This window comes from Anaerotignum sp., from assembly GCF_017483025.1.
Classification (GTDB): domain Bacteria; phylum Bacillota; class Clostridia; order Lachnospirales; family Anaerotignaceae; genus Anaerotignum_A.
Window position 1 is genome coordinate 18643 of the sequence record NZ_JAFUMA010000025.1, and the last position, 21430, is coordinate 40072.

17 protein-coding genes and 1 other annotated feature are annotated in these 21430 nt (G+C 46.5%); of the genes, 12 read left to right on the top strand and 5 right to left on the bottom strand.

Annotated features, from left to right (window positions below):
• Positions 1-8: 8 nt before the first annotated feature.
• From rsmH to IJ369_RS02410, 10 genes are all read left to right on the top strand, one after another.
• Positions 9-950, top strand: coding sequence for a 16S rRNA (cytosine(1402)-N(4))-methyltransferase RsmH (gene rsmH, locus IJ369_RS02365; protein ID WP_290715544.1), 942 nt, complete (start codon positions 9-11; stop codon positions 948-950).
• A 33-nt stretch (positions 951-983) separates the two neighbouring features.
• Entirely contained in the window at positions 984-1517 is a 534-nt protein-coding gene (locus IJ369_RS02370) for a hypothetical protein (protein WP_290715546.1), read from the top strand.
• A gap of 69 nt (positions 1518-1586) precedes the next feature.
• Positions 1587-3767, top strand: coding sequence for a penicillin-binding transpeptidase domain-containing protein (locus IJ369_RS02375; RefSeq protein WP_290715547.1), 2181 nt, complete (start codon positions 1587-1589; stop codon positions 3765-3767).
• Between the two features lie 81 nt (positions 3768-3848).
• Positions 3849-5792 (top strand): penicillin-binding transpeptidase domain-containing protein, encoded by a 1944-nt coding sequence (locus IJ369_RS02380; protein WP_290715550.1) that lies wholly within the window; start codon positions 3849-3851, stop codon positions 5790-5792.
• Positions 5793-5924: 132 nt separating this feature from the next.
• Positions 5925-7379: a UDP-N-acetylmuramoyl-L-alanyl-D-glutamate--2,6-diaminopimelate ligase gene (locus IJ369_RS02385; protein WP_290715553.1), complete on the top strand. Its 1455-nt coding sequence runs from the start codon at positions 5925-5927 to the stop codon at positions 7377-7379.
• The gene (locus IJ369_RS02390; RefSeq protein WP_290715555.1) at positions 7376-8761 is read left to right on the top strand and encodes a UDP-N-acetylmuramoyl-tripeptide--D-alanyl-D-alanine ligase; all 1386 of its coding nucleotides are present in this window, start codon (positions 7376-7378) and stop codon (positions 8759-8761) included. The genes IJ369_RS02385 and IJ369_RS02390 overlap by 4 nt, the downstream gene beginning before the upstream one ends.
• 1 nt (position 8762) lies before the next feature.
• Positions 8763-9752, top strand: a complete 990-nt coding sequence (gene mraY / locus IJ369_RS02395) for a phospho-N-acetylmuramoyl-pentapeptide-transferase (RefSeq protein ID WP_330612900.1) — start codon at positions 8763-8765, stop codon at positions 9750-9752.
• Between the two features lie 26 nt (positions 9753-9778).
• Positions 9779-11134: a UDP-N-acetylmuramoyl-L-alanine--D-glutamate ligase gene (gene murD / locus IJ369_RS02400; RefSeq protein ID WP_290715557.1), complete on the top strand. Its 1356-nt coding sequence runs from the start codon at positions 9779-9781 to the stop codon at positions 11132-11134.
• Between the two features lie 23 nt (positions 11135-11157).
• Positions 11158-12309, top strand: coding sequence for a putative lipid II flippase FtsW (ftsW, locus tag IJ369_RS02405; RefSeq protein WP_290715559.1), 1152 nt, complete (start codon positions 11158-11160; stop codon positions 12307-12309).
• Positions 12310-12470: 161 nt separating this feature from the next.
• Positions 12471-12692 (top strand) — a binding site (T-box leader).
• A gap of 57 nt (positions 12693-12749) precedes the next feature.
• The gene (locus IJ369_RS02410; RefSeq protein ID WP_290715561.1) at positions 12750-15380 is read left to right on the top strand and encodes a valine--tRNA ligase; all 2631 of its coding nucleotides are present in this window, start codon (positions 12750-12752) and stop codon (positions 15378-15380) included.
• Positions 15381-15426: 46 nt separating this feature from the next.
• On the opposite strand, the gene IJ369_RS02415 is transcribed toward IJ369_RS02410, so the two are convergent.
• The 3 genes from IJ369_RS02415 to IJ369_RS02425 form a co-directional block, all read right to left on the bottom strand.
• Positions 15427-16191 (bottom strand): zinc ribbon domain-containing protein, encoded by a 765-nt coding sequence (locus tag IJ369_RS02415; RefSeq protein ID WP_290715563.1) that lies wholly within the window; start codon positions 16189-16191, stop codon positions 15427-15429.
• Between the two features lie 113 nt (positions 16192-16304).
• A complete protein-coding gene (locus tag IJ369_RS02420; protein WP_290715566.1) occupies positions 16305-16670 on the bottom strand; it encodes a VOC family protein in 366 nt (121 codons plus the stop codon).
• A gap of 23 nt (positions 16671-16693) precedes the next feature.
• Positions 16694-18277 carry a hypothetical protein gene (locus tag IJ369_RS02425; protein WP_290715568.1) on the bottom strand — a complete coding sequence of 528 codons (1584 nt, stop codon included), beginning with the start codon at positions 18275-18277 and terminating at the stop codon, positions 16694-16696.
• A 324-nt stretch (positions 18278-18601) separates the two neighbouring features.
• On the opposite strand from IJ369_RS02425, the gene sfsA reads away from it, so the two are divergent.
• Positions 18602-19291, top strand: a complete 690-nt coding sequence (gene sfsA / locus IJ369_RS02430) for a DNA/RNA nuclease SfsA (RefSeq protein WP_290715570.1) — start codon at positions 18602-18604, stop codon at positions 19289-19291.
• A 135-nt stretch (positions 19292-19426) separates the two neighbouring features.
• On the opposite strand, the gene IJ369_RS02435 is transcribed toward sfsA, so the two are convergent.
• Complete coding sequence (locus IJ369_RS02435; protein ID WP_290715572.1) at positions 19427-20005, bottom strand: DJ-1/PfpI family protein; 579 nt, start codon at positions 20003-20005, stop codon at positions 19427-19429.
• A gap of 209 nt (positions 20006-20214) precedes the next feature.
• Between IJ369_RS02435 and IJ369_RS02440 the strand changes: the two genes are divergently transcribed.
• Complete coding sequence (locus IJ369_RS02440) at positions 20215-20874, top strand: HAD family hydrolase (protein ID WP_290715574.1); 660 nt, start codon at positions 20215-20217, stop codon at positions 20872-20874.
• Positions 20875-20919: 45 nt separating this feature from the next.
• Here IJ369_RS02440 and IJ369_RS02445 read toward each other — a convergent pair.
• On the bottom strand, positions 20920-21430 hold a 511-nt coding region (locus tag IJ369_RS02445), incomplete at its 5' end, for a S4 domain-containing protein (protein WP_290715577.1).

The following is a 21430-nucleotide window of genomic DNA, read 5'->3' on the forward strand; positions in this document are numbered from 1 at the left end:
AGTCGGGTATGAATTTTCATCACGTTTCCGTACTCCTGAACGAGTGCATCGATAATCTGAATATCAAGCCTGACGGCATTTACGTAGACGGCACCATGGGCGGCGGCGGCCATTCCCTGGAGATCGCCAAAAAAATTGAAACAGGTCGTCTTATCTGCATCGACCAGGATCCCAATGCCCACGAAGCGGCAGGGAAAAGACTGGCTGAGCATAAGGATAAAATCACCTTCGTAAGGGATAACTTTGGCAATATCGCCAATATCCTGGACGAGCTTGGCATAGAAAAAATCGACGGCATGCTGATGGATATCGGCGTTTCATCCCATCAGCTGGATGAAGCGGAACGCGGCTTTTCTTATCAGCAGGACGCACCTTTGGATATGCGTATGAATCCGGACAAGCCCTTCAGCGCATACAATGTGGTCAATGAATATGATGAGGATGAACTGGACAGAGTCATCTTCACTTACGGCGAAGAACGCTGGGCAAGACGTATCGCCCAGTTTATCGTGAAAGAAAGAGAAAATGGCCCGATTGAAACAACGGGCGAATTGGTAGATATCATCAAAAAGGCGGTGCCTAAGGGTGCCAGAAAAGATGGCCCTCATCCTGCAAAAAGAACCTTCCAGGCAATCCGTATCGAAGTAAATGGAGAACTGGATGTTTTGCAGAAAGCCATCGATGATGTTTCAGAAAGATTGAATGAAGGCGGCAGACTTTGCATCATCACCTTCCATTCTCTGGAAGATCGTATCGTAAAGGATGCTTTTAGAAAGCAGGAAAATCCCTGTATCTGTCCACCCCAGTTTCCTGTATGTGTTTGCGGGAAACAGCCCTTAGGCAGGGTGGTAACCAGAAAGCCTATTTTACCCAGTAAAGAAGAATTGGAAGTGAACCCTCGTTCCAGAAGCGCAAAACTGCGCGTGCTGGAAGGGGTAGCCCACGACTGAAAACAGAAATAACCAAGGGAAGGAGGGGAGAATATGGCAGCAAAAAGATATCATGACAGAAACCGCACAAATACCGGTTCCTACTATACCTATGGCAACGTGGCCTACGAACTGCAGCCAGATTATACCCCTTACCGCGTACGTGAGGAAGAGGAAGAGCGACGCAAAGAAGCGGCGCGCATCGCCAGAGAAGAAGCAAGAGAAAATCGCATCTCTTCCGTAAAAATGCTGGGCGTGGCGCTGGTGCTCTTTATTGGCTGTATCGCTTTTATGGGGATGCATGTGGTCGTAGACAATGCGGAAGTTTCCCTGCGCAGACAGAGAAGCACCCTGGAAGACCTGAAATCTGCCAATGCCATTCTGGAAGCAGAACTGACAGAACAGCTGGATATGGACTATATCAAGCAGGAAGCCACAGAAAGATTGGGCATGAGCGAGCCCCAGTCCTATCAGGTGGTTTATATTGATGTGCCCAAACAGAGCTACACCGTGCAGTATGATGCGGATGATGCGGCGGAAAGTGCATCCTTGTTGGATAAGATCACAAATTTCTTTAAAAAGGATTGATGATAGATGAGAAGAAAGACTCGGGGAATAAAAGCGAATCAAAAATTTGCTTTTATTCTTTTTGTGTTTATGGCTATATTGACTGTGCTCTTTGGCAGAGTCGTATATTGGAAGGTGGCCCACGGGGCGGAATTTGAAACGGCTGTAAAAAATCAGCAGATCAATCGTTATGACCTGGTGAATGCAGCCAACCGCGGCAGTATCCTGGACAGAAATGAACAGGTGTTGGCCGTATCTACAGCGGTTTACAATGTTGTTCTGGACCCCCTGCAGCTGGCAGAGGAAAATGATGAAAAGGAAACGAAAAAGACTTTCGATACCTTGTGTGAATATTTCCCTGATTTGAAGTATGAAGACCTGCAGTATCACATTACGCAGAATGCAGAAACAGGGAAGATCAATACCCCTACCCATTGGAAATATCTGGTGAAGGGCGTGGAAAGAAGCGTCAAGGAAGAGCTGGAAGCGAAAAAATTGCTGGGGGTTTATTATGAACAGACCAGCAAACGTTCCTATCCTCTGAAAACACTGGCATGCCACCTGATTGGTTTTAATAACACCTGGGGACTGGAAGGCTATTATAACGATGAAATGACAGGCACGCCCGGTCGCTCCTTCATCTTGTATCAGGGAGCGGATACAGTGACCTATCAGGATTATGCGGCTCAGGATGGCAATACTATCGTGACTACATTGGACTATACCATCCAGCAGTATGCGGAACAGGCTGTAAAGGAAACCATGGAAACATGGCCTTCTCAGAATGTGGCTTCTATTGTTATGAATCCCAATACGGGGGAAATTTATGCTATGGCATCTGCGGATACCTTCGACCTGAACGACCCTGATGAGCCTGTGGAACTGGAAGCAGATGAGACTTTCCGGGAAACATGGGAAGCTATGACGGACGAAGAAAAAAGCAATTATCTGAATACGACATGGAGAAACTTCTGTATCAGTGATACATACGAACCTGGTTCTGTATACAAACCACTGGTCGTAGCGGCGGCACTGGAAGAAGGCGTGATCTCCACGAATTCTACCTTCTACTGTGGTGGCAAGATCACCGTTGCGGACAGAGACATCGGCTGTCATTTGCATAGTGGACATGGCACGATCTCTGTGGAAGAGATCATGGCACAATCCTGTAACCCCGGTGTGATTCAGATCGCCCAGAAGCTGGGGGCGGAAAAATTCTATAAATATCAGAGAGAATTTGGCTTTGGTCAGAAAACGGGCATTGACCTGCCCGGTGAGGAATTGGGTATCCTCCACTCCGAATCTGCACTGGGGCCTGTAGAACTGGCAACAAGTGCCTTTGGGCAGACCTTCAACTGTACATCCATTCAGATGGCAACAGCATTTTCTGCCCTCATCAACGGCGGCAATCTGGTGAAGCCCTATGTGGTTTCTCAGATCGTGGATGGTGATGGTTCTGTTGTGATGGAACAGGAAACAGAAGTGGTGAGAAAAGTGATTTCCCAGAAAACATCTGATTACGTGCGCACGGCCCTGAAAGCAACGGTTGACCATGGTACAGCGAAGAAAATCGCCATCCCCGGTTATTCTATCGGCTGTAAAACCGGTACATCTGAACAGGGTTCCCGTACCAGCGATTCTTCCTGGACATTGACCCATATGGCATATTTCCCTGCGGAAAATCCCCAGTATCTGGTATTCAGTGTCATCCATCTGCCTGAAGATTATGCCGATGGCGTACAGACCACAGCAACTATGACAAAACAGCTGATGGAAAACATCATCAAATATAAAAATCTGGAACCTACAGAATCCACAGAAGAAACATCTACCTTGAATAGCAGCAAAGCAACTGTGACGATGCCCGATTATGTTGGCAGTAGCACCTATCATGTGACCATGGATCTGGATGGCAAAGGCTTGAACTACAAAGTTGTGGGCACAGGCAACACCATCACCAATCAGGTGCCCAAAGGCGGCACGAAGGTGGAGGTCGGCAGTGAGGTCATCCTGTATGTTGCCAAATCCGAATCGGACAGCGGCACAGTGAAGGTGCCGGATGTCATGGGCAAGACCTATAGTGAAGCGGTCAAGACCCTTTCCGATGCGGGCTTTGAGGTGGTATTTAATGGTGAAACCACGAATAGCACTGTAACGGCCCAAGACCCGAAATACGGTGTTTCCGTAGAGGAAGGCAGTGAGATCACGATCACCCTGACGAAGAAAGAAGTGGAAGAACCGGAAGGAAACACCCCACAAACAACGCAGTAGCAACTGAATAACGAAAAGCATAGACACCCTGTCTCTCTTATAAAATATAGTTAGGATATTGGAGAGACAGGGGTGTTTTGTATGGAGAAACCGACAATCGGAGCAAAGAAAAGACTGCTGATCTTCCTTTTCTGCGCTATGTTTGGATATTTGCTTTTAACGGGACGATTGGTTTTTATTGAACTTTTTCGAGCAGAGGGCTGGCAGGAGATGGCCTACGAACAGCAGACCAGAGACAGACTGATTACGCCGAAGCGGGGCTCTATCCTTGACCGAAACGGAGAGGGCATTGCTTTGACGGAGACAGTCAATGCGGTCAGTGTCATTCCTGTGCAGGTGAAAGAAAAGGAGAAAACGGCACAGTTTCTGGCGGATGCGCTGGAATTGGAATACGAAGATGTTTTGGAAAAAGTGAAACAGAAGGTGGCGCTGGTGCGCATCAAAACCAAGGTAGACACGGAAACGGCAGCTGCTATTCGCAAGGCGGGCTACCCCGGCGTAGAGGTGGACGAGGATGTGCAGCGGGTCTATCCCTATTCTGAGTTGGCGGCACAGGTCATCGGCTTCGTTGGGAAAGACAATCAGGGCATCATCGGGCTGGAAGCAAAATATGACGAAATGCTGGAAGGGGAACAGGGCAAAATTTTGACCCTGACGGATTCTCGTGGGAATGAAGTGGACAGCGAGCAGGAGCGTATCGCCCCCGTGGATGGGCAAAATCTGGTAACGACCATTGATGTAGTGATGCAGCAATATGCGGAGCAGACCATTGCCAAGGCCGTGGAAACGAAAGGAGCAAAGCGGGGCGTTATCATTATTTTGAATCCACAAAACGGGGAAATTTACGCCATGGCGAATTATCCCACTTTTGATTTAAACGACCCTTTCACCATTAATGATTCGGAGCTGGCGGCTGTGTGGGATACCTTTTCTCAGGAGGAACAGAATAATTACCTGAACCAGATGTGGCGAAATACCGCCATCAATGATACATACGAACCGGGGAGTACCTTTAAGATCGTCACATCTTCCGCGGGGCTGGAAGAAGGCGTTGTTACGCCGGAAAGCAGCTTTTTCTGCCGTGGGTTCCATATTGCGGGAGACAGACAGATCAAATGCTGGCGATATCCCAGAACCCATGGAGCGGAGACCTTCGTGCAGGGAGTACAAAATTCCTGCAACCCCGTATTTATGGAGGTGGGGGAACGATTGGGGGCGGAAACCTTTCTGGAATATATGCAGAAATTTGGTTTTGCCCAGAAAACGGGCGTAGACCTGGCGGGAGAAGCAACGGGTATCATCCACAAACTGGAGAATATCGGCCCCGTAGAATTGGCGACTATGAGTTTTGGGCAGTCTTTCCAAATTACGCCATTGCAGCTTTTGCGAGCAGCTTCTGCCATTGTGAATGGCGGCAATCTCATTACGCCCCATTTTGCCAAGGGCATTGCTGATGAGGAAGGAAATATCATTGAAAATTTCCAGTATGAACAGGGGCAACAGGTTATTTCCCGGGAAACTTCCGAGACGATGAAAACCATTCTGGAAAGCGTCGTTTCTGAAGGGACGGGGAGCAAGGCTTATATTCCCGGATATCGCATTGGCGGGAAAACAGCCACTTCTGAAAAACTGCCGAGACGAAGCGGGAAGTATATTGCTTCCTTTATGTCCTTTGCTCCGGCGGAAGCCCCCCAGGTGATGGCATTGGTGCTGATCGATGAGCCTCAGGGTGTGTATTATGGCGGCACGGTGGCAGGGCCTGTGATGCAGGAACTGCTGCAGAATATCCTGCCTTATCTGGGCATTGAACCTCAGTATAACGAAAAAGAAGCAGCAGAAGCGGCGGAAACCGTAACGACTGTGCCTGATCTGACAGGAATGACACTGGGTGAGGCGAAAAATGCTTTGTTCCAGGCAGGGCTTTCAGCAGAAGTGGAAAAAGAGGGCGAAACCATCGTAAGGCAGACACCGCCAGCAGGGGAAACAGTAAATAAAGGGACGAAAGTTATCTTATCGATGGAATGATAGATTTTGTCTGTATTTTTCAAGAAAATATGGGGAAAAGGTTTGGGTTTTGGAGATAAATATGGTATACTTTAAGTTGGTTTATTGTGTGATAGTATTCCCAATTGCCGGAAAAGAAAGGAGGCTGTAAAAGTGAAATCGAAACAGCTTTTAGAAGGCATTTCTTATGAAGTGCAGCAAGGGAACGTGGAAGTGGAAATTTCCGATTTCCAGTATGATTCCCGAAAGGTAGAAAAAGACAGCCTGTTTGTCTGTATCACAGGATTCCAGACAGACGGACACAAATATATCCCCATGGCGGTGGAAAAAGGTGCGGCGGCACTGTTGTGCGAGCATACAGTAGAAGGCGTGCCTGAAAATGTGACAGTTATTGTTACAGAAAATAACCGTGTGGCGCTGGCGGTGGCTTCTGCCAATTTCTATGGACACCCCTCTAAAGAAATGAACGCCATTGGCGTAACTGGCACAAACGGCAAAACATCCACCACATACCTGATGAAATCCATTCTGGACAGAGTGGGCAGAAAAGTGGGTATCGTTGGTACTATTGAAAACCGTATTGGCGACAAAGTGCTCCATGCAGAAAGAACAACACCCGAATCTAAGGAACTGCAGGCACTGTTCAGACAGATGAAGGATGAAGATGTGACAGATGTGGTGATGGAAGTTTCTTCCCATTCCCTTGACCTGCACAGGGTAGATGGCATCGAATTCGACGTTGCTATCTTCACAAACCTGACACAGGATCATCTGGATTACCATAAAACGATGGAAAACTACAAAGCGGCGAAAGGCCTGCTTTTTGAACGGGCAGCGAAAAGCGTCATTAATATGGACGATGCTGCAGGCAGCTATATGAAAGACCACAGCAAGGGCGAAGTGCTGACCATCGGTGTTGATAATAAAGCCGACCTGATGGCGGAAAATATTGATATTTCTGCAGAAGGCACAGCCTTTGATATGATCTGGCAGGGGAAGAAATATCCTGTAAAACTGCACACCCCTGGCAGATTCAGTGTATATAATGCGCTGGGTGCTGCAGGTGCATGCCTGGTGCTGGGCATTGCGGTAGAGGATGTTGTGGCAGGGCTGACGGAAAACCCCGGTGTTTCCGGCAGATTCCAGACGGTACGCAGCAAAAAAGGCTGTCAGGCAGTTGTGGACTATGCCCATACACCCGATGGTCTGGAAAACGTGCTGAACACAGCAAATGAATTCGTAAAAGGTAAAGTCATTGCCGTATTTGGCTGCGGCGGCGACAGAGACAGAACAAAACGTCCCATCATGGGCGAAATCGGCGGCAAGCTGGCAGGTTACTGCATCATCACTTCCGATAACCCCAGAACAGAAGACCCTGCGGCAATTCTGGATGATGTGGAAGTTGGCGTAAAGAAAACGGATTGTCCGTATGAAAAGATCGTAGACAGAAGAGCGGCTATTGTAAGAGCGGTGGAACTGGCAGGCGAAGGGGATGTGATCCTCATCGCAGGCAAGGGACATGAAACCTATCAGATTTTCCCCGACAAAACCATTCATTTCGACGATATGGAAGAAGTACGCAAAGCGTTTGGAGAGGATTGCTTATGAAAAAGATTACAGTAAAAGAAATCATCAAGGCAACAGGCGCCCAGATGATCGCTCTGGGCGATATGGAAGCGGCGCTGAATAAAGAGATCTGGCATGTGACACAGGATTCCCGCGAAACAAAGGAAGGCGTTCTTTTCGTTGCGCGTATTGGTGAAGTGAGAGATGGTCACGATTTCCTGCCCCAGTGCTTTGAAAACGGCGTGACAGCATGTCTGTCCCAGAAGGTGGTTGCGCCCACAAACGGCGCTATCGTGCTGCTGGTACCCGATACTGGCAAAGCGCTGCTGGATTTGGCGGCTTACTACAGAGATCTGTTCGATATCCCCTATATCGGTATCACGGGCAGCGTTGGCAAAACAACAACAAAAGACCTGATCGCATCCGTTGTGTCCCAGAAATATGATACATTGTGGACAGATGGTAACTATAACAACGAAGTAGGCGTGCCTCTGACGATTTTCCGCATCGAAGACCATCATCAGGCGGCAGTTATCGAAATGGGCATGAACCATTTTGGCGAACTGGATAGAATTGCTACAGCAGTGCGCCCTCATATCGGTGTCATTTCCAATGTTGGCGTTGCCCATATCGGCTTCCTGGGCAGCAGAGAAGGTATCCTGAAAGCAAAATGCGAAATGCTGGATCATCTGGATAAAGATGGCGTTGCCATCCTGAATGCAGACAATGATATGCTGCAGACCCTGGAAGGTAAACTGCCTCACACAATCAAATGGTTCGGCGTGGAAAATAAAAGAGATTTCTATGCAGATGAAATCGAAGTGGTCGGTCTGGAACAGACAAAATGCACTCTGCATACGCCTATCGGTTCCGTTTCCGTTACCATTCCTGTTCCCGGGGAACATATGGTGCTGAATGCTCTTTCTGCAGCGGCAGTTGGCGTGGAACTGGGCCTGACTCTGGAACAGATCAAAGCAGGTATCGATTCCTTTACACCTACAAAGAAAAGAATGACACTGATGAAGGATGTCAATGGTTTGACAATTCTGAACGATTCTTATAATGCAAACCCCGTTTCCATGAAATCTGCGCTGGATGTTCTGGCGAATGCAGAGGGCAGAAAAGTAGCTGTTCTGGGCACAATGGGCGAACTGGAAGATTACGCCCCTGCCATGCATAAGGAAGTGGGCGCGTATGCAGCGGAAAAAGGCACAGATGTACTGATCTGCATCGGCAAATGGAACGACTGTATGGAAGCAGGCGCAAAAGAAGGCGGTATGACAGAGGTATACTGCTATAATACACAGGAAGAGTTCTGGGAAAATGGTCTGTCTCTGATCAAAGAAGGAGACAATGTGCTGGTAAAAGCATCCCTTTCTACAGGGTTGTCCAGAACAGTAGATAAATTGCAAGGAGTGAACTAAAGTGGGTTCTTTGGAACAGGCAGTCTATGCCATTATCATATCTTTCGTGATTGGCGTTATCTTATGTCCAATCGTGATCCCTATGTTGAGAAAACTGAAATTCGGTCAGAATGTCCGCGATGACGGTCCTGAAAGCCATCTGGCGAAGCAGGGTACCCCTACCATGGGCGGTGTATCCTTCCTGATCGCTTTCGTAGTGACGGGCTTCTTCTTCCTGAAAGGGAATACAGACGGTGCAGCCATCCTGCTGATGACACTGTGCTACGGTGTGATCGGTTTTCTGGACGACTATATCAAAGTGGTGAAAAAACGTTCTCTGGGCCTGAGAGCCTATCAGAAACTGTTGCTGCAGCTGATCGTAACCGGTCTGTTCTGTGCATATGTTCTGAGAAGCGGCATTGGCACAGCGATTTACGTACCTTTTACAAACGGCATGATGCTGGATCTGGGTATCCTGTTCATTCCTTTTCTGTTTGTGGCAGTTCTGGGTACCGTAAACGGCGTAAACCTGACAGATGGTCTGGATGGTCTCTCCAGTGGTGTCACACTGCTGGTGGCGGCGTTCTTTATGATCGTTGCATGGGCAGCAGGCAGCACAGTAGCGCCGATTTGCGGCGCGATCATGGGCGGTCTGATGGCCTTCCTGATCTTTAACTCTTACCCTGCGAAGGTATTTATGGGGGATACAGGTTCCCTGGCGCTGGGCGGTTTTGTGGCCTCCACAGCTTTCATCCTGAAAATGCCTATCTTCATCGTTATCGTAGGTTTCATCTATCTGTGGGAATCCATCACAGTTATGCTGCAGGTAGGCTGGTTCAAGATCACAAAGAAAAAATACGGCGAAGGCAGACGTCTGTTTAAGATGGCTCCCTTCCATCATCATCTGGAAAAATGCGGCTGGAGAGAAACCAAGGTCGTAACGCTGTTCTATGTGGCAACAGCGCTGCTGTGTCTGGTTGGTTTCCTGGGCTGTAAATATATGTTCCTGTAATAGAAATTGGAAAGAAGGAATTAATTGTGGAATACAATGGTAAAAAAGCGCTGGTCTGCGGTATGGCCAAAAGCGGTATTGCTGCGGCAAAACTGCTGAAAAGACTGGGCGCTGAAGTAACGCTGCAGGATATGAAGAAAAGAGAAGATATCGCTGCGGATGTGCTTGCTTTGGAAAAGGAGGGCATCGTGCTTTACACTGGCGCGAACCCTGACGATATTGCCTGTGAACAGGATGTCATCGTTCTGAGCCCCGGCATCCCCTGCGATCTGCCCTTTATTGCAGCGGCAGAAGCGGCAGGTGTGGCTGTCATCAGTGAAGTGGAACTGGCTTATGGCCTGACACCCTGCCCCATCACAGCCATCACAGGCACAAACGGCAAAACAACGACAACAACACTGACAGGGGAAATTATGAGGGCTGTTTATGGCAACACAGCAGTCGTAGGCAATATTGGTATCCCCTACAGCGATGAAGTGCAGAGATTGACAGAAAACGATTGGGTCGTTGCGGAAATCAGCAGCTTCCAGATGGAAAAGGCAAAGGAATTCCATCCTCACATCAGCGCAGTGCTGAATATTACACCTGACCATCTGAACAGACATAAAACCATGGAAGTTTACATTGCCATGAAGGAAAGAGTCTTTGAAAAACAGACAGCAGAAGATTTCTGTATCCTGAATTATGGTGATGAAGCCTGCAGAAAAATGGCAGACAAAACAGCGGCAAAGGTATTTTTCTTCAGCTCTTCCGAAAAACTGGAAGAAGGCATCTATCTGGATGGGGAAACTATCGAAGTGCGCTGGAATGGCATCAACGAAACACTGATCAATGTAAATGATTTGCAGATTTTGGGCGTACACAACCATGAAAACGTCATGGCAGCGGCAGCAGCCATTTGTGCCAATATCCCTCTGGATACCATCAGAAGCGTGCTGAAGGCTTTTGCAGGCGTGGAACACAGAATCGAATACGTTGCCACAGTGGATGGCGTAGATTATTATAACGACTCTAAGGGTACAAATGTGGATGCATCCATTCGTGCGGTACTGGCTATGAAAAAACCTATCGTACTGATCGGCGGCGGCTATGACAAGGGCAGTTCCTTTGATGAATGGACACAGCTTTTCCCCGGCAGAGTAAAACATCTGGTACTGATCGGCGTAACAGCGCCTAAGGTACGTGAATCCGCAGAAAAATTTGGCTTTACAGCAATTTCCGATTGCGAAACTTTTGCGGAAGCCGTAGACTTATGCAGAGCAAAAGCGGAAGCAGGTGACTGCGTGCTGCTTTCTCCTGCATGCGCAAGCTGGGGCATGTTTGATAACTATGAACAGCGCGGCGATATGTTCAAGGAACAGGTAAGAGGTTATTTGAAATAAAACTCTCTGAATGAGGTGTAAAAATGGGTAAGAATCCTGGCAGACCAAAAAAGAAAACCGCGAAGCGGAAGTATATCAAGCCTTTGGGATATGATTTTACGGTCATGTTCATCGTGCTGACGCTGGTGCTTTTTGGCGTTGTCATGATCTTTAGCTCCAGTTATTATTATACGATGACCAGTGAACGTTTCAACAACGATATGTTCTATTTTTTGAAGCGACAAAGCCTTTGGGCGGTACTGGGCATTTGTGCGATGCTGTTTATGATGAATGTACCATATAATTTCTGGAAACGCTTTGCAAGGCTGGCATATTGGCTTTCCAATCTGTTCCTGTTGGCGCTGCCATTTATCGGTATTGAAGCCGGCGGTCAGAAGCGTTGGCTGGGTGTAGGTTCCTTGTCCTTCCAGCCTTCGGAATTTACGAAGATCGCAGTAATTTTGTATCTTTCCGTATATGTCATGGAACATCGAAAGGAAATGGCGAATATCAAGGGATTTGCAAAGGCCTGTGTGGTCCTGTTGATCCCTGTAGCCCTGATTGCTGTGTCCAACTTCTCTTCAGCGCTCTTGGTAGGGTTGATGGGCGCGACGATCCTTTTTGTTGCCAGCCCTCGTGTATGGTATTTCGGGGCAGCCATTGCGGCTGCAGTACCCCTTTGCGGCATCGCTATTTTGCTGCCACAGTTCCGATACAGATTAGGCCGTATCCAGACCTGGCTGGACCCTTGGAGCGATCCTACGGGTACGGGTTTCCAGACGATTCAGTCTCTGTATGCGGTGGCGTCCGGCGGTTTATTCGGCCTTGGCCTGGGGCAGAGCCGACAGAAGACCTTTATCCCAGAAGCCTATAACGATATCATCTTCGCCATCATCTGCGAAGAACTGGGCATCATTGGGGCGGCGTTGGTTATCATTCTGTTTGCAGTACTGATCTGGCGCGGCATCCGCATTGCCATCAATGCCAAGGACAGCTTTGGTATGCTGGTAGCAACGGGCATCACGGCTGTTATCGCATTCCAGTCCATTATCAATATCGGCGTAGTTACGAATACCATCCCCAACACAGGGCAGCCGTTGCCCTTCGTCAGCTACGGCGGTACGTCACTGCTGTTCCTGATGGCGATGATCGGTATTTTGCTGAATGTTTCCCGCTATCCAAAGGATAGAGAATAAATACATATTGGAATAAAACAGGGCTTTTCTGGAGATTCTTTCCTTGGAAGCCCCGTTATTTTGTATTTATCCGCAAGTATACAAAAGATTTACCAAAACAGGCTTGACAAAACTGGTAAAATTGAATAGAATTTTTAGGTATAGAAACAAATACAACACTGTGAAAGACAGAGAAAAAGAGGAGTACACATCCGAAATTCTCAGAGAGAAGGGCTCATCGGCTGAAAGGCCCTTTGTTGGAAAGATGTGGAAGGTAGCTTTGGAGTTGTTTCGCCGAAGGGTAACTGCGTAGGCGAAAACGGGAGGTCCCGTTACAGACCGTAAAAGTGTCCGTCCGTTTTTGGGCGGGAATTAAGGTGGTACCGCGAGCTTTCGTCCTTTCTAGGGACGGAAGCTTTTCTTTTATATTCACAGTGAAATAAAAAACAGGAGGAACAAATATGAAAGAGTTGGCAAAGAATTTTGACCCCTCTGTTGTAGAGGAACAGCTCTACAACAAATGGATGGAAAAGAAATATTTCCATACAGAAGTAGATAAAACAAAAGAACCTTTTTGTATCGTAATGCCACCCCCGAACATCACAGGTCAGCTGCACATGGGCCATGCCCTGGATAACACCATGCAGGATATCCTGATCAGATGGAAAAGAATGGCTGGCTACAATGCCCTGTGGGTACCCGGCATCGACCATGCAAGCATTTCCACAGAACTGAAGGTTGTTCAGAAAATGGCTTCCGAAGGCCTGACAAAAGAAGACGTAGGCCGTGACGGTTTCCTGGAAAGAGCATGGGCATGGAAAGAAGAATACGGCGGCATCATCCTGAACCAGCTGCGTAAACTGGGCTGCTCCTGCGACTGGGACCGCGTTCGTTTCACAATGGACGAAGGCTGCTCCGAAGCCGTTCTGGAAACATTCGTAAGACTGTATGAAAAAGGCTACATCTACCGTGGTGAAAAGATTATCAACTGGTGTCCTGAATGCCAGACGACGATTTCTGACGCAGAAGTAGAACATACAGATATGGCGGGTCATTTCTACCATATCAACTATCCCATTGTTGGTTCCGATGAAAAACTGAGACTGGCAACAACAAGACCTGAAACAATGCTGGGCGATACAGCCGTTGCTGTTCATCCTGAAGATGACAGATATCAGCATCTGATCGGCAAAACATGTATTGTTCCTGTTCTGAATAAAGAAGTTCCCATCATTGCAGATGAATATGTAGACAGAGAATTTGGTACAGGTGTTGTAAAAATCACACCTGCCCATGACCCTAACGACTTTGAAGTTGGCCTGAGACATGATCTGCCTCGTATCTGTGTTATGAACGACGACGGCACTATGAATGAACTGGCTGGCAGATTCGCTGGTATGGACAGAATGGAAGCCAGAAAAGAAATCGTAAAACAGCTGGATGAAGAAGGCTATCTGGTAGAAATCGAAGATATCAACCACGCTGTAGGCTGCCACGAAAGATGCCACGTTGCTATCGAACCCATGATCAAACTGCAGTGGTTCGTTAAGATGGAAGAACTGGCAAAACCTGCAATGAAGGTATACCAGGATCAGGAATTGAAATTTGTTCCCGATCGTTTCGGTAAGATCTATATGCACTGGCTGGAAAATATCCGCGACTGGTGTATTTCCCGTCAGCTGTGGTGGGGCCATAGAATCCCTGCATACTACTGCGACGACTGCGGTCATATCACAGTAGCGAAAGAAAACCCCGGCAAATGCGAAAAGTGTGGTTCCGCAAATATCAGACAGGACGAAGACACGCTGGATACATGGTTCAGCTCTGCCCTGTGGCCTTTCTCCACACTGGGCTGGCCTCATGATACAGAAGAACTGAAACACTTCTATCCCACAAGCGTGCTGGTAACAGGCTACGATATCATCTTCTTCTGGGTAATCAGAATGGTATTCTCCGGTATGGAACAGATCGGCGAAAGACCTTTCAATGATGTATTGATCCACGGTCTGATCCGTGACGACCAGGGCCGTAAGTTCTCCAAATCTCTGGGCAATGGTATCGATCCTCTGGAAGTTATCAAAAACTACGGCGCTGACCCTCTGCGCCTGATGCTGATCACAGGTAATGCGCCCGGTAATGATATGCGTTTCTACTGGGAAAGACTGGATAACTGCAGAAACTTCTGCAATAAGATGTGGAATGCTTCCCGTTTCGTAATGATGAATATGGAAGAAGAAGAGCCTAAGTTCCTGATGCTGACATCTGCAGATAAATGGATCCTGTCCAAGGTAAACACACTGGCAAAAGAAGTACAGGAAAATCTGAGCAAATACGATCTGGGCTTGGCTGCGCAGAAAGTATATGACTTCATTTGGGATGAATACTGCGACTGGTACATCGAAATGGTGAAACCTCGTCTGTACAACAAAGAAGACAGCACAAGAGATGCAGCCCTGTGGACACTGAAACAGGTTCTGATCAATGCCCTGAAGCTGATGCATCCTTTCATGCCTTTCATCACAGAAGAACTGTTCATGCATATTCAGGATGCAGAAGAAAGCATCATGATCTCTCAGTGGCCTGTATATAAAGAAGAATGGAACTACAAAGAAAACGAAAATGAAATCGACGCCATCAAGGAAGCAGTAAGAAATATCCGTAACATCCGTGCGGAAATGAACGTTGCGCCTTCCAAGAAAGTACACGTTTACGTTGTTTCTGAAAGCGAAGAAGTTCGCCACATTTTCGAACATTCTAAAGTATTCTTCAAGACACTGGGCCATGCAAGCGAAGTAACAGTACAGACAGACAAAGCCGGCATCGGCGAAGATGCTGTATCTGTTGTGATTAAAGATGCTACTATTTACATGCCTCTGGCAGAACTGGTTGATTTCGAAAAAGAAATCGAACGTCTGGAAAAAGAACAGGCAAAACTGCAGAAGGAAGTAGAACGTGTAGAAAAGAAACTGGCAAACCAGGGCTTTGTTGCGAAAGCACCCGCTCACGTAATCGAAGAAGAAAAAGCAAAAGAAGAAAAATATAAAGCAATGCTGGCACAGGTGGAAGAAAGACTGGCACAGCTGAAAAAATAAGAAATAAAAAAGAAAGCCAAGCTGGAAACAGCTTGGCTTTTTTTCTTTATCTTTTTTTATAAACGACGAGTTCCGGATTTGCTCCGTTGGCTTCATAGGTGCATACCAGAAGGAAATCCATATTTGCAGCGATGCCGAAACAGCGGTCACCGCCGAATTCACATTCTAATTGATTTCCTAAATAAGTTGCTCCATCATCTAAAAATTTTATATATTTTCCATTCGGCAGCCTGTATTCAAGATTGATATATCCGCCAACAAGTGCGTTGAGTTTTTCAACCTTAGGCATTCCTTCGATATGCAGAGCATTGATTTCATCGATAAGCTGCTTTTTAAATTCCTCAAACTTTTCTGCACCATCCAAATTTTTATATTGATTCCAATAATTGAGTTTTGGCAGCAGATCTCTCATATATGTCCGAACCTGTTCTGAAGAAAACGTTTCATTGGCCATGTGTTCTACGCAAACATCGATTAAATCATCCATATTATGATACATATATTCCCCATCTGCATAACACCATTTGCAGTATTCTTCATTAAAAAAACCATCTATTTCTTTACTGATGTTGGAATCCTCAAGGGGCATACCGCAGCACTGGCAGATCAGTTTCTGAGGAGAACCTAAAAGGGTATTGATGGAAACATCAAACAGTTTTGAAAGCAGTTTTAATGTTTCGGTATTTGGAATGGTATCGCCGTTTTCCCAACGGGATACTGCCTGTCTTGTTACATGAACTTTTTCGGCAAGGGCATCCTGTGACAACCCTTTTTTTGTTCTCAGTTCAAGGATAATATCTTTTGTTTCCATTGTATTCACCACCTTGTAAAAAGTATAGCACGATAGAAGATGGAAGGAAAGCAACGGGCGGTTGCGGCAGGATAAAATAAAAATCCAAGGCAGATTACCTTGGATTTTTTGACTTATTTTGCAGGAATGATTTCGATCCAGTAGTTATCAGGGTCGTTGATGAAATAGATACCGAAATCGGGGTTTTCAAAACAGATACAGCCCATTTCCTTATGTTTTGCATGGGCAGCATCAAAATCATCGGCAATGAACGCCAGATGGAATTCGTTTTCGCCCAGGTTGTAGGGTTCTTTGCGGTCTCTCAGCCATGTCAGTTCCAGTGTGAAGTCGGATTTGCCGTCACCCAGATAAACCAGGATCCAGCTGCCATCAGGGGCTTCCTTGCGGCGTACTTCTTTCAGGCCCAGAGCGGCTTCATAGAATTTCATGCTTTTTTCCAAGTCCAGAACGTTATAGTTATAGTGATTGAATGCAAACATATGAGTTACCTCCTTTTTCAGCCTTAGTGGTGGTGATGATGGTCGTGATCGTGGCCGCAGCCGCAGTCATGATCGTGGTGGTGATGATGTTCATGGTCATGGCCGCAGCTGCAGTCGTGACCGTGGTGGTGATTGTGGTGATGATCGTGACCGCAGCCGCAATTGTCATCGTGGGCATGTTCTGTAATAGACTGCCAGCCGTTGTCGCTGAATACCATGCCAACTTTATCTACGATGAGAACTTTCTGTTCTTCGGAGGATGCCTTATCAATGGCTTCCATCATCATATCCATCACATCATGGACAGAATAGATGGGAGGCAGGGCACCGGTCAGATTCTGCATCGCCAGTTTTCTGGTCTGAGCGGGCAGAGTATCGAAGTGGTTTCTTGTTTTTGCGATGAAAGCATCGAAGAGTGCTTTCTTTTCTTCTGCTGTGGCAGCAGGCAGGTCTTCGGGCAGATCGAAATGGAACAGTTCATCATTCAAATCACCGAAGAAACATTCGCGGATGAATTCTTCCATCATCAGAACTTTCTTTGTATCATCGGAGAAGCCTGCGAAAGAGCCTGCTTTCTGCAGCAGTTCATATTCTTCCTTGCCGATGGCATTGGCTTTGTCGATAACAGGTTCTACGGCTGCCTCCAGCTGTTCTGTCAGGGTATCCAGATATGCTGCTTTTTCTGTCAGAGTCAACTGATCGCCGATGAAAGCGCATACGGTATGATACAGGTCGGCATAGGCTGCGCTGCCTTCTGTGATATCCTTGAAGGAATAGGTCAGGTAGAGCAGCAGGATGAGAGAATTGATATCATGCAGGATGCAGGAGAAATATTCCTCTATCTGTTCCAGTGTTTCAAAAACTTCCTTCAGTTCTTCATAAAGATCGGAAAGTTCTTCGTCGGACATTTTGTGAGGCAGAGACATGCGCTTCTGACCGATCCATTCTGCGACTTCGGGGAAATATTTGCCATAAAGAGGGTTTTCCTGAGGGCTGCAGAAGCCTTCGAAGGCTTTCAGGGAAACTTCGATAAATTCCTTGCTTTCCCCTGCAAAAGCCGCATCCAGGGACGCGCGAACGTTGTCATAGTATTTATCTCTTGTCATATACATGGGCATGCATTTCAGGATCTGGCCCATATAGTTTTTCTGGTCAAGAAGATTTTCTGCGCTTTCCATGAAAGCATGGCAGTCTGCAAAGAAGAGGGACCATTCCACCTGTTTCTGGGAAACACCGTCTTCTTTATATTTGCGCAGAGCGACCTGATCGCTGACCAGAGTGGAGATGATGTTCCACTGGGAGAAGTAGCTGTAGATGGTTTCGTAGATGGAAAGCAGACGTTTTTTCAGTTCCATGCAGTCTTCCAGAGCATCCCTGCGGGATTCTACATCGCTGTCCAGCAAATCTTCCAGGCGGATGAGATATGCCTTGATCTCATCTTTGATTTCCTTTACATCTGCGGGGATTTCATAGGGCAGGGCTGTTACGCCTTTTTCTGCATCTTCCATGGCGCTCATCAGCATCAGGAGCAGAGAGCCCACCGCCTGCTGATAGATATAATCTGCAGAGAGATTTTTTATTTTTTCTTCTAATGCAATATTAGACACAAGAAGGACTCCTTTCTGAATTTCAAATTTTTTCATAGCCTTTATTATAAAATAAAATGGGAGAAAGTACAAGACTGGCAACTATACCTTATTTAAGGGAAATTTGCCATTTGCAAAGTAATATAGTTTCCGTCTGCATCATAAGCAACGATCTCGGGATAGGAATCAATGATGCCCGTTTCCAGTTGCATGATAGCGATACAGGCTTTTCGTAGAAATCCATTTTCATCCCTCATTTCAATTTGGAAACTTTTCTATATCATACCAAAGGGGAAACTGTCTTTCAATGAATGGTTATGATAAAATAAACTGGAGGTGAAAAAGATGGAGTATGGAAAAATGATCGAAGCCAGATTCCTGCGTCGAGTGAACCGCTTCACAGCATTTGTGGAACTGAACGGGCAGGAAGAAATGGTACACGTAAAAAATACAGGCAGATGCAAAGAATTGTTGACTGAAGGAGCGCGCGTTTTTCTGGAGGAAGCAGACAAAGAAGGGAGAAAAACGAAGTATTCTCTGATCGCTGTTTACAAAGGGGATATGCTGGTGAATATGGATTCCCAGGCGCCCAACCAGATGGCGGCGGAAGCCTTGGCAGAAGGAAAAATAGAAGAAATCGGCGAAGTGGATTTTCTGAAGCGGGAAGTGAAATATGAGAATTCCCGATTCGATATTTATTTTCAAAAGGGAGAGAAAAAGGGCTTCATTGAGGTAAAAGGGGTGACGCTGGAAGAGGATGGTATCTCTATGTTTCCTGATGCGCCAACGGAAAGAGGAACAAAGCACCTTCGGGAACTCATCAAAGCGAAAGAAGAAGGATATGAAGCGGCGGTGCTGTTTGTAATCCAGATGAAGGGGATCAAAGAATTCAGACCAAACGAAGAGCGGGACGCAAAATTCACGGAAGCCCTGCGAGATGCGGCGGCAGCAGGGGTGAAGGTGCTGGTGTATGACTGTGGTGTGCAGGTAGGGAAGATATGGATCGAAGAAAAGGTACCTGTGAAACTGAAATAAGAGAAAAAAGGCATATGGGAAGTGCGGAACGTACTGCGCTGAACCAAAAAAGCAAAAAGAAAGCAGAGAGGGCAATTCCGAAGAAAAGTCCTCCCTGCTTTTTTAACTTAGGAAGATGTTATGTAAGGAATGGGATCAGATTTCAATTTTAGCGCCCATCAGTTTTACAAATTCTCTCACGATAGCAGAGTCACCAGGCCATGCGGGAGATGTAACCAGATTGCCATCTACAACAGCTTCGTTTACTTCAACGGGAACATATTCGCCGCCAGCCAGTGTGATATCGGGGCCAACTGCGGGGTATGCTGTTGCTTTTTTGCCTTTCAGTACGTTGGCAGCTGTCAGGATCTGAGGGCCATGGCAGATTGCTGCAACGGGTTTATTTGCTGCAAAGAATTCCTGAACGATTTCAATTACTCTGGGAGTCAGTCTCAGATATTCGGGAGAACGACCGCCTGTGATGAACAGACCTTCGTAATCAGCTGTATTTACAGCATCGAAATCAGCTGTCAGAGCGAAGTTATGACCTCTCTTTTCGGAGTATGTCTGTTCGCCTTCAAAGTCGTGAATTGCTGTACGGATAATGTCGCCTGCTTTTTTGTCAGGGCATACAACGTCTACCTGATAACCCAGCATTTCCATTGCCTGGAAAGGTACCATTGTTTCATAATCTTCTGTAAAGTCGCCTGCTAACATTAATACTTTTTTTGCCATAAGAATTCCTCCTTTAAAGAAAAAAGTTGCGACAGTCTTTTTTAAAAAGACTGAGGGTTTGTTTGGTTGGAAAAGAAGTTTCTTTTCAAATATATTATAGACCCGTTGGAATAAATTAGCAAGGGCTTATATGAAAAAAACATACAAAAACGATATTATTGAAATGATTATAAAAGAAAGGTAAAATAGGGAAGAAATGAGGTGAAGAAATGGAGAGATATCAAGCGGTTTTATTTGATTTGGATGGGACATTATTAGATACGCTGGATGATTTGACAGATAGTGTAAATATGATTTTGGGAAAATATGGACTTCCCCTGCGGGATAAGGAAGAGATACGCAGATTTCTGGGGAACGGCAGTGAACGACTGATGAAAGCGGCTTTGCCAAAAGAGATTTCAGAAGCGGATTTTGAAAAATATCTGGAGGAATATAAGGCATATTATAAGGCCCATATGGAAGTGAAAACGGGGCCTTATAGTGGAGTTTTGGAACTGCTGAAAGACTTGCGGAAAGCGGGTCTGAAAATTGGCGTGGTTTCTAACAAATTTGATTTGGCTGTGAAGGGATTATGCGAAAAATATTTCCCGGGATACATTGATGCAGCGGCAGGAGAACGGGAAGCGGATGGTATCCATCGAAAACCTGCGCCGGATATGGTTTTTGCGGCGGCAGAACGGCTTGGTGTGAAGATAGGAGATTGTTTGTATGTGGGGGATTCAGAAGTGGATATCCAAACTGCGAAAAATGCTGGGATGGACTGTGTCAGCGTTTGCTGGGGATTCCGAAATGAGGATTTCCTGAAAGAAGCAGGAGCGGTGCATCTGGTACATACGACAGGAGAATTGAAGAATTTTATTTTAAAATAAAAAGAAAGGATAGGACATTTGTCCTATCCTTTTCTGATGTCTTTCTTATTTCAGAATAACATTGTGGAATGTCTTTTTGCCTTTCTGCACCAGCAGCTTGCCATCTGTGAACAGATCTGTTGTTACTTTGAAATCAACATCTTTGACGGGCTGTTCTGCCAGTTTTACGCCGCCCTGCTGTACGGCACGTCTGCCTTCGGAACGGGAAGGAACGACTTTGATGGTTGTCAGCAGTGTCAGGATATCCATGCCTTCTGCAAAATCAGCAGCGGGGATTTCTGTAGAAGGAGCATCTGCAGTTGCAGCACCTTTGCCGAAGAGGGCTCTTGCAGCTTCCTGGGCTTTTGTTGCTTCTTCTTCGCCATGAACGATTTTTGTCAGTTCAAATGCCAAGATTTCTTTTGCTTTATTGATTTCAGCACCTTCCAGAGCGCCCAGACGGCGAACTTCATCCATAGGCAGGAATGTCAGCAGAGCCAGACATTTTTCAACGTCTTTATCGCCAACGTTTCTCCAGTACTGATAGAATTCGTAAGGGGATGTTTTTTCGGGATCC

Excerpts from the sequence above, each read along its gene's own strand:
- IJ369_RS02435 (WP_290715572.1), bottom strand. The coding sequence starts at position 20,005 with ATGGCAAAAAAAGTATTAATGTTAGCAGGCGACTTTACAGAAGATTAT.
- IJ369_RS02415 (WP_290715563.1), bottom strand. The coding sequence starts at position 16,191 with ATGGAAACAAAAGATATTATCCTTGAACTGAGAACAAAAAAAGGGTTG.
- IJ369_RS02440 (WP_290715574.1), top strand. The coding sequence starts at position 20,215 with ATGGAGAGATATCAAGCGGTTTTATTTGATTTGGATGGGACATTATTA.
- sfsA (WP_290715570.1), top strand. The coding sequence starts at position 18,602 with ATGGAGTATGGAAAAATGATCGAAGCCAGATTCCTGCGTCGAGTGAAC.
- IJ369_RS02375 (WP_290715547.1), top strand. The coding sequence starts at position 1,587 with ATGGCTATATTGACTGTGCTCTTTGGCAGAGTCGTATATTGGAAGGTG.
- IJ369_RS02380 (WP_290715550.1), top strand. The coding sequence starts at position 3,849 with ATGGAGAAACCGACAATCGGAGCAAAGAAAAGACTGCTGATCTTCCTT.
- IJ369_RS02390 (WP_290715555.1), top strand. The coding sequence starts at position 7,376 with ATGAAAAAGATTACAGTAAAAGAAATCATCAAGGCAACAGGCGCCCAG.
- IJ369_RS02420 (WP_290715566.1), bottom strand. The coding sequence starts at position 16,670 with ATGTTTGCATTCAATCACTATAACTATAACGTTCTGGACTTGGAAAAA.
- rsmH (WP_290715544.1), top strand. The coding sequence starts at position 9 with ATGAATTTTCATCACGTTTCCGTACTCCTGAACGAGTGCATCGATAAT.
- IJ369_RS02370 (WP_290715546.1), top strand. The coding sequence starts at position 984 with ATGGCAGCAAAAAGATATCATGACAGAAACCGCACAAATACCGGTTCC.
- IJ369_RS02410 (WP_290715561.1), top strand. The coding sequence starts at position 12,750 with ATGAAAGAGTTGGCAAAGAATTTTGACCCCTCTGTTGTAGAGGAACAG.
- ftsW (WP_290715559.1), top strand. The coding sequence starts at position 11,158 with ATGGGTAAGAATCCTGGCAGACCAAAAAAGAAAACCGCGAAGCGGAAG.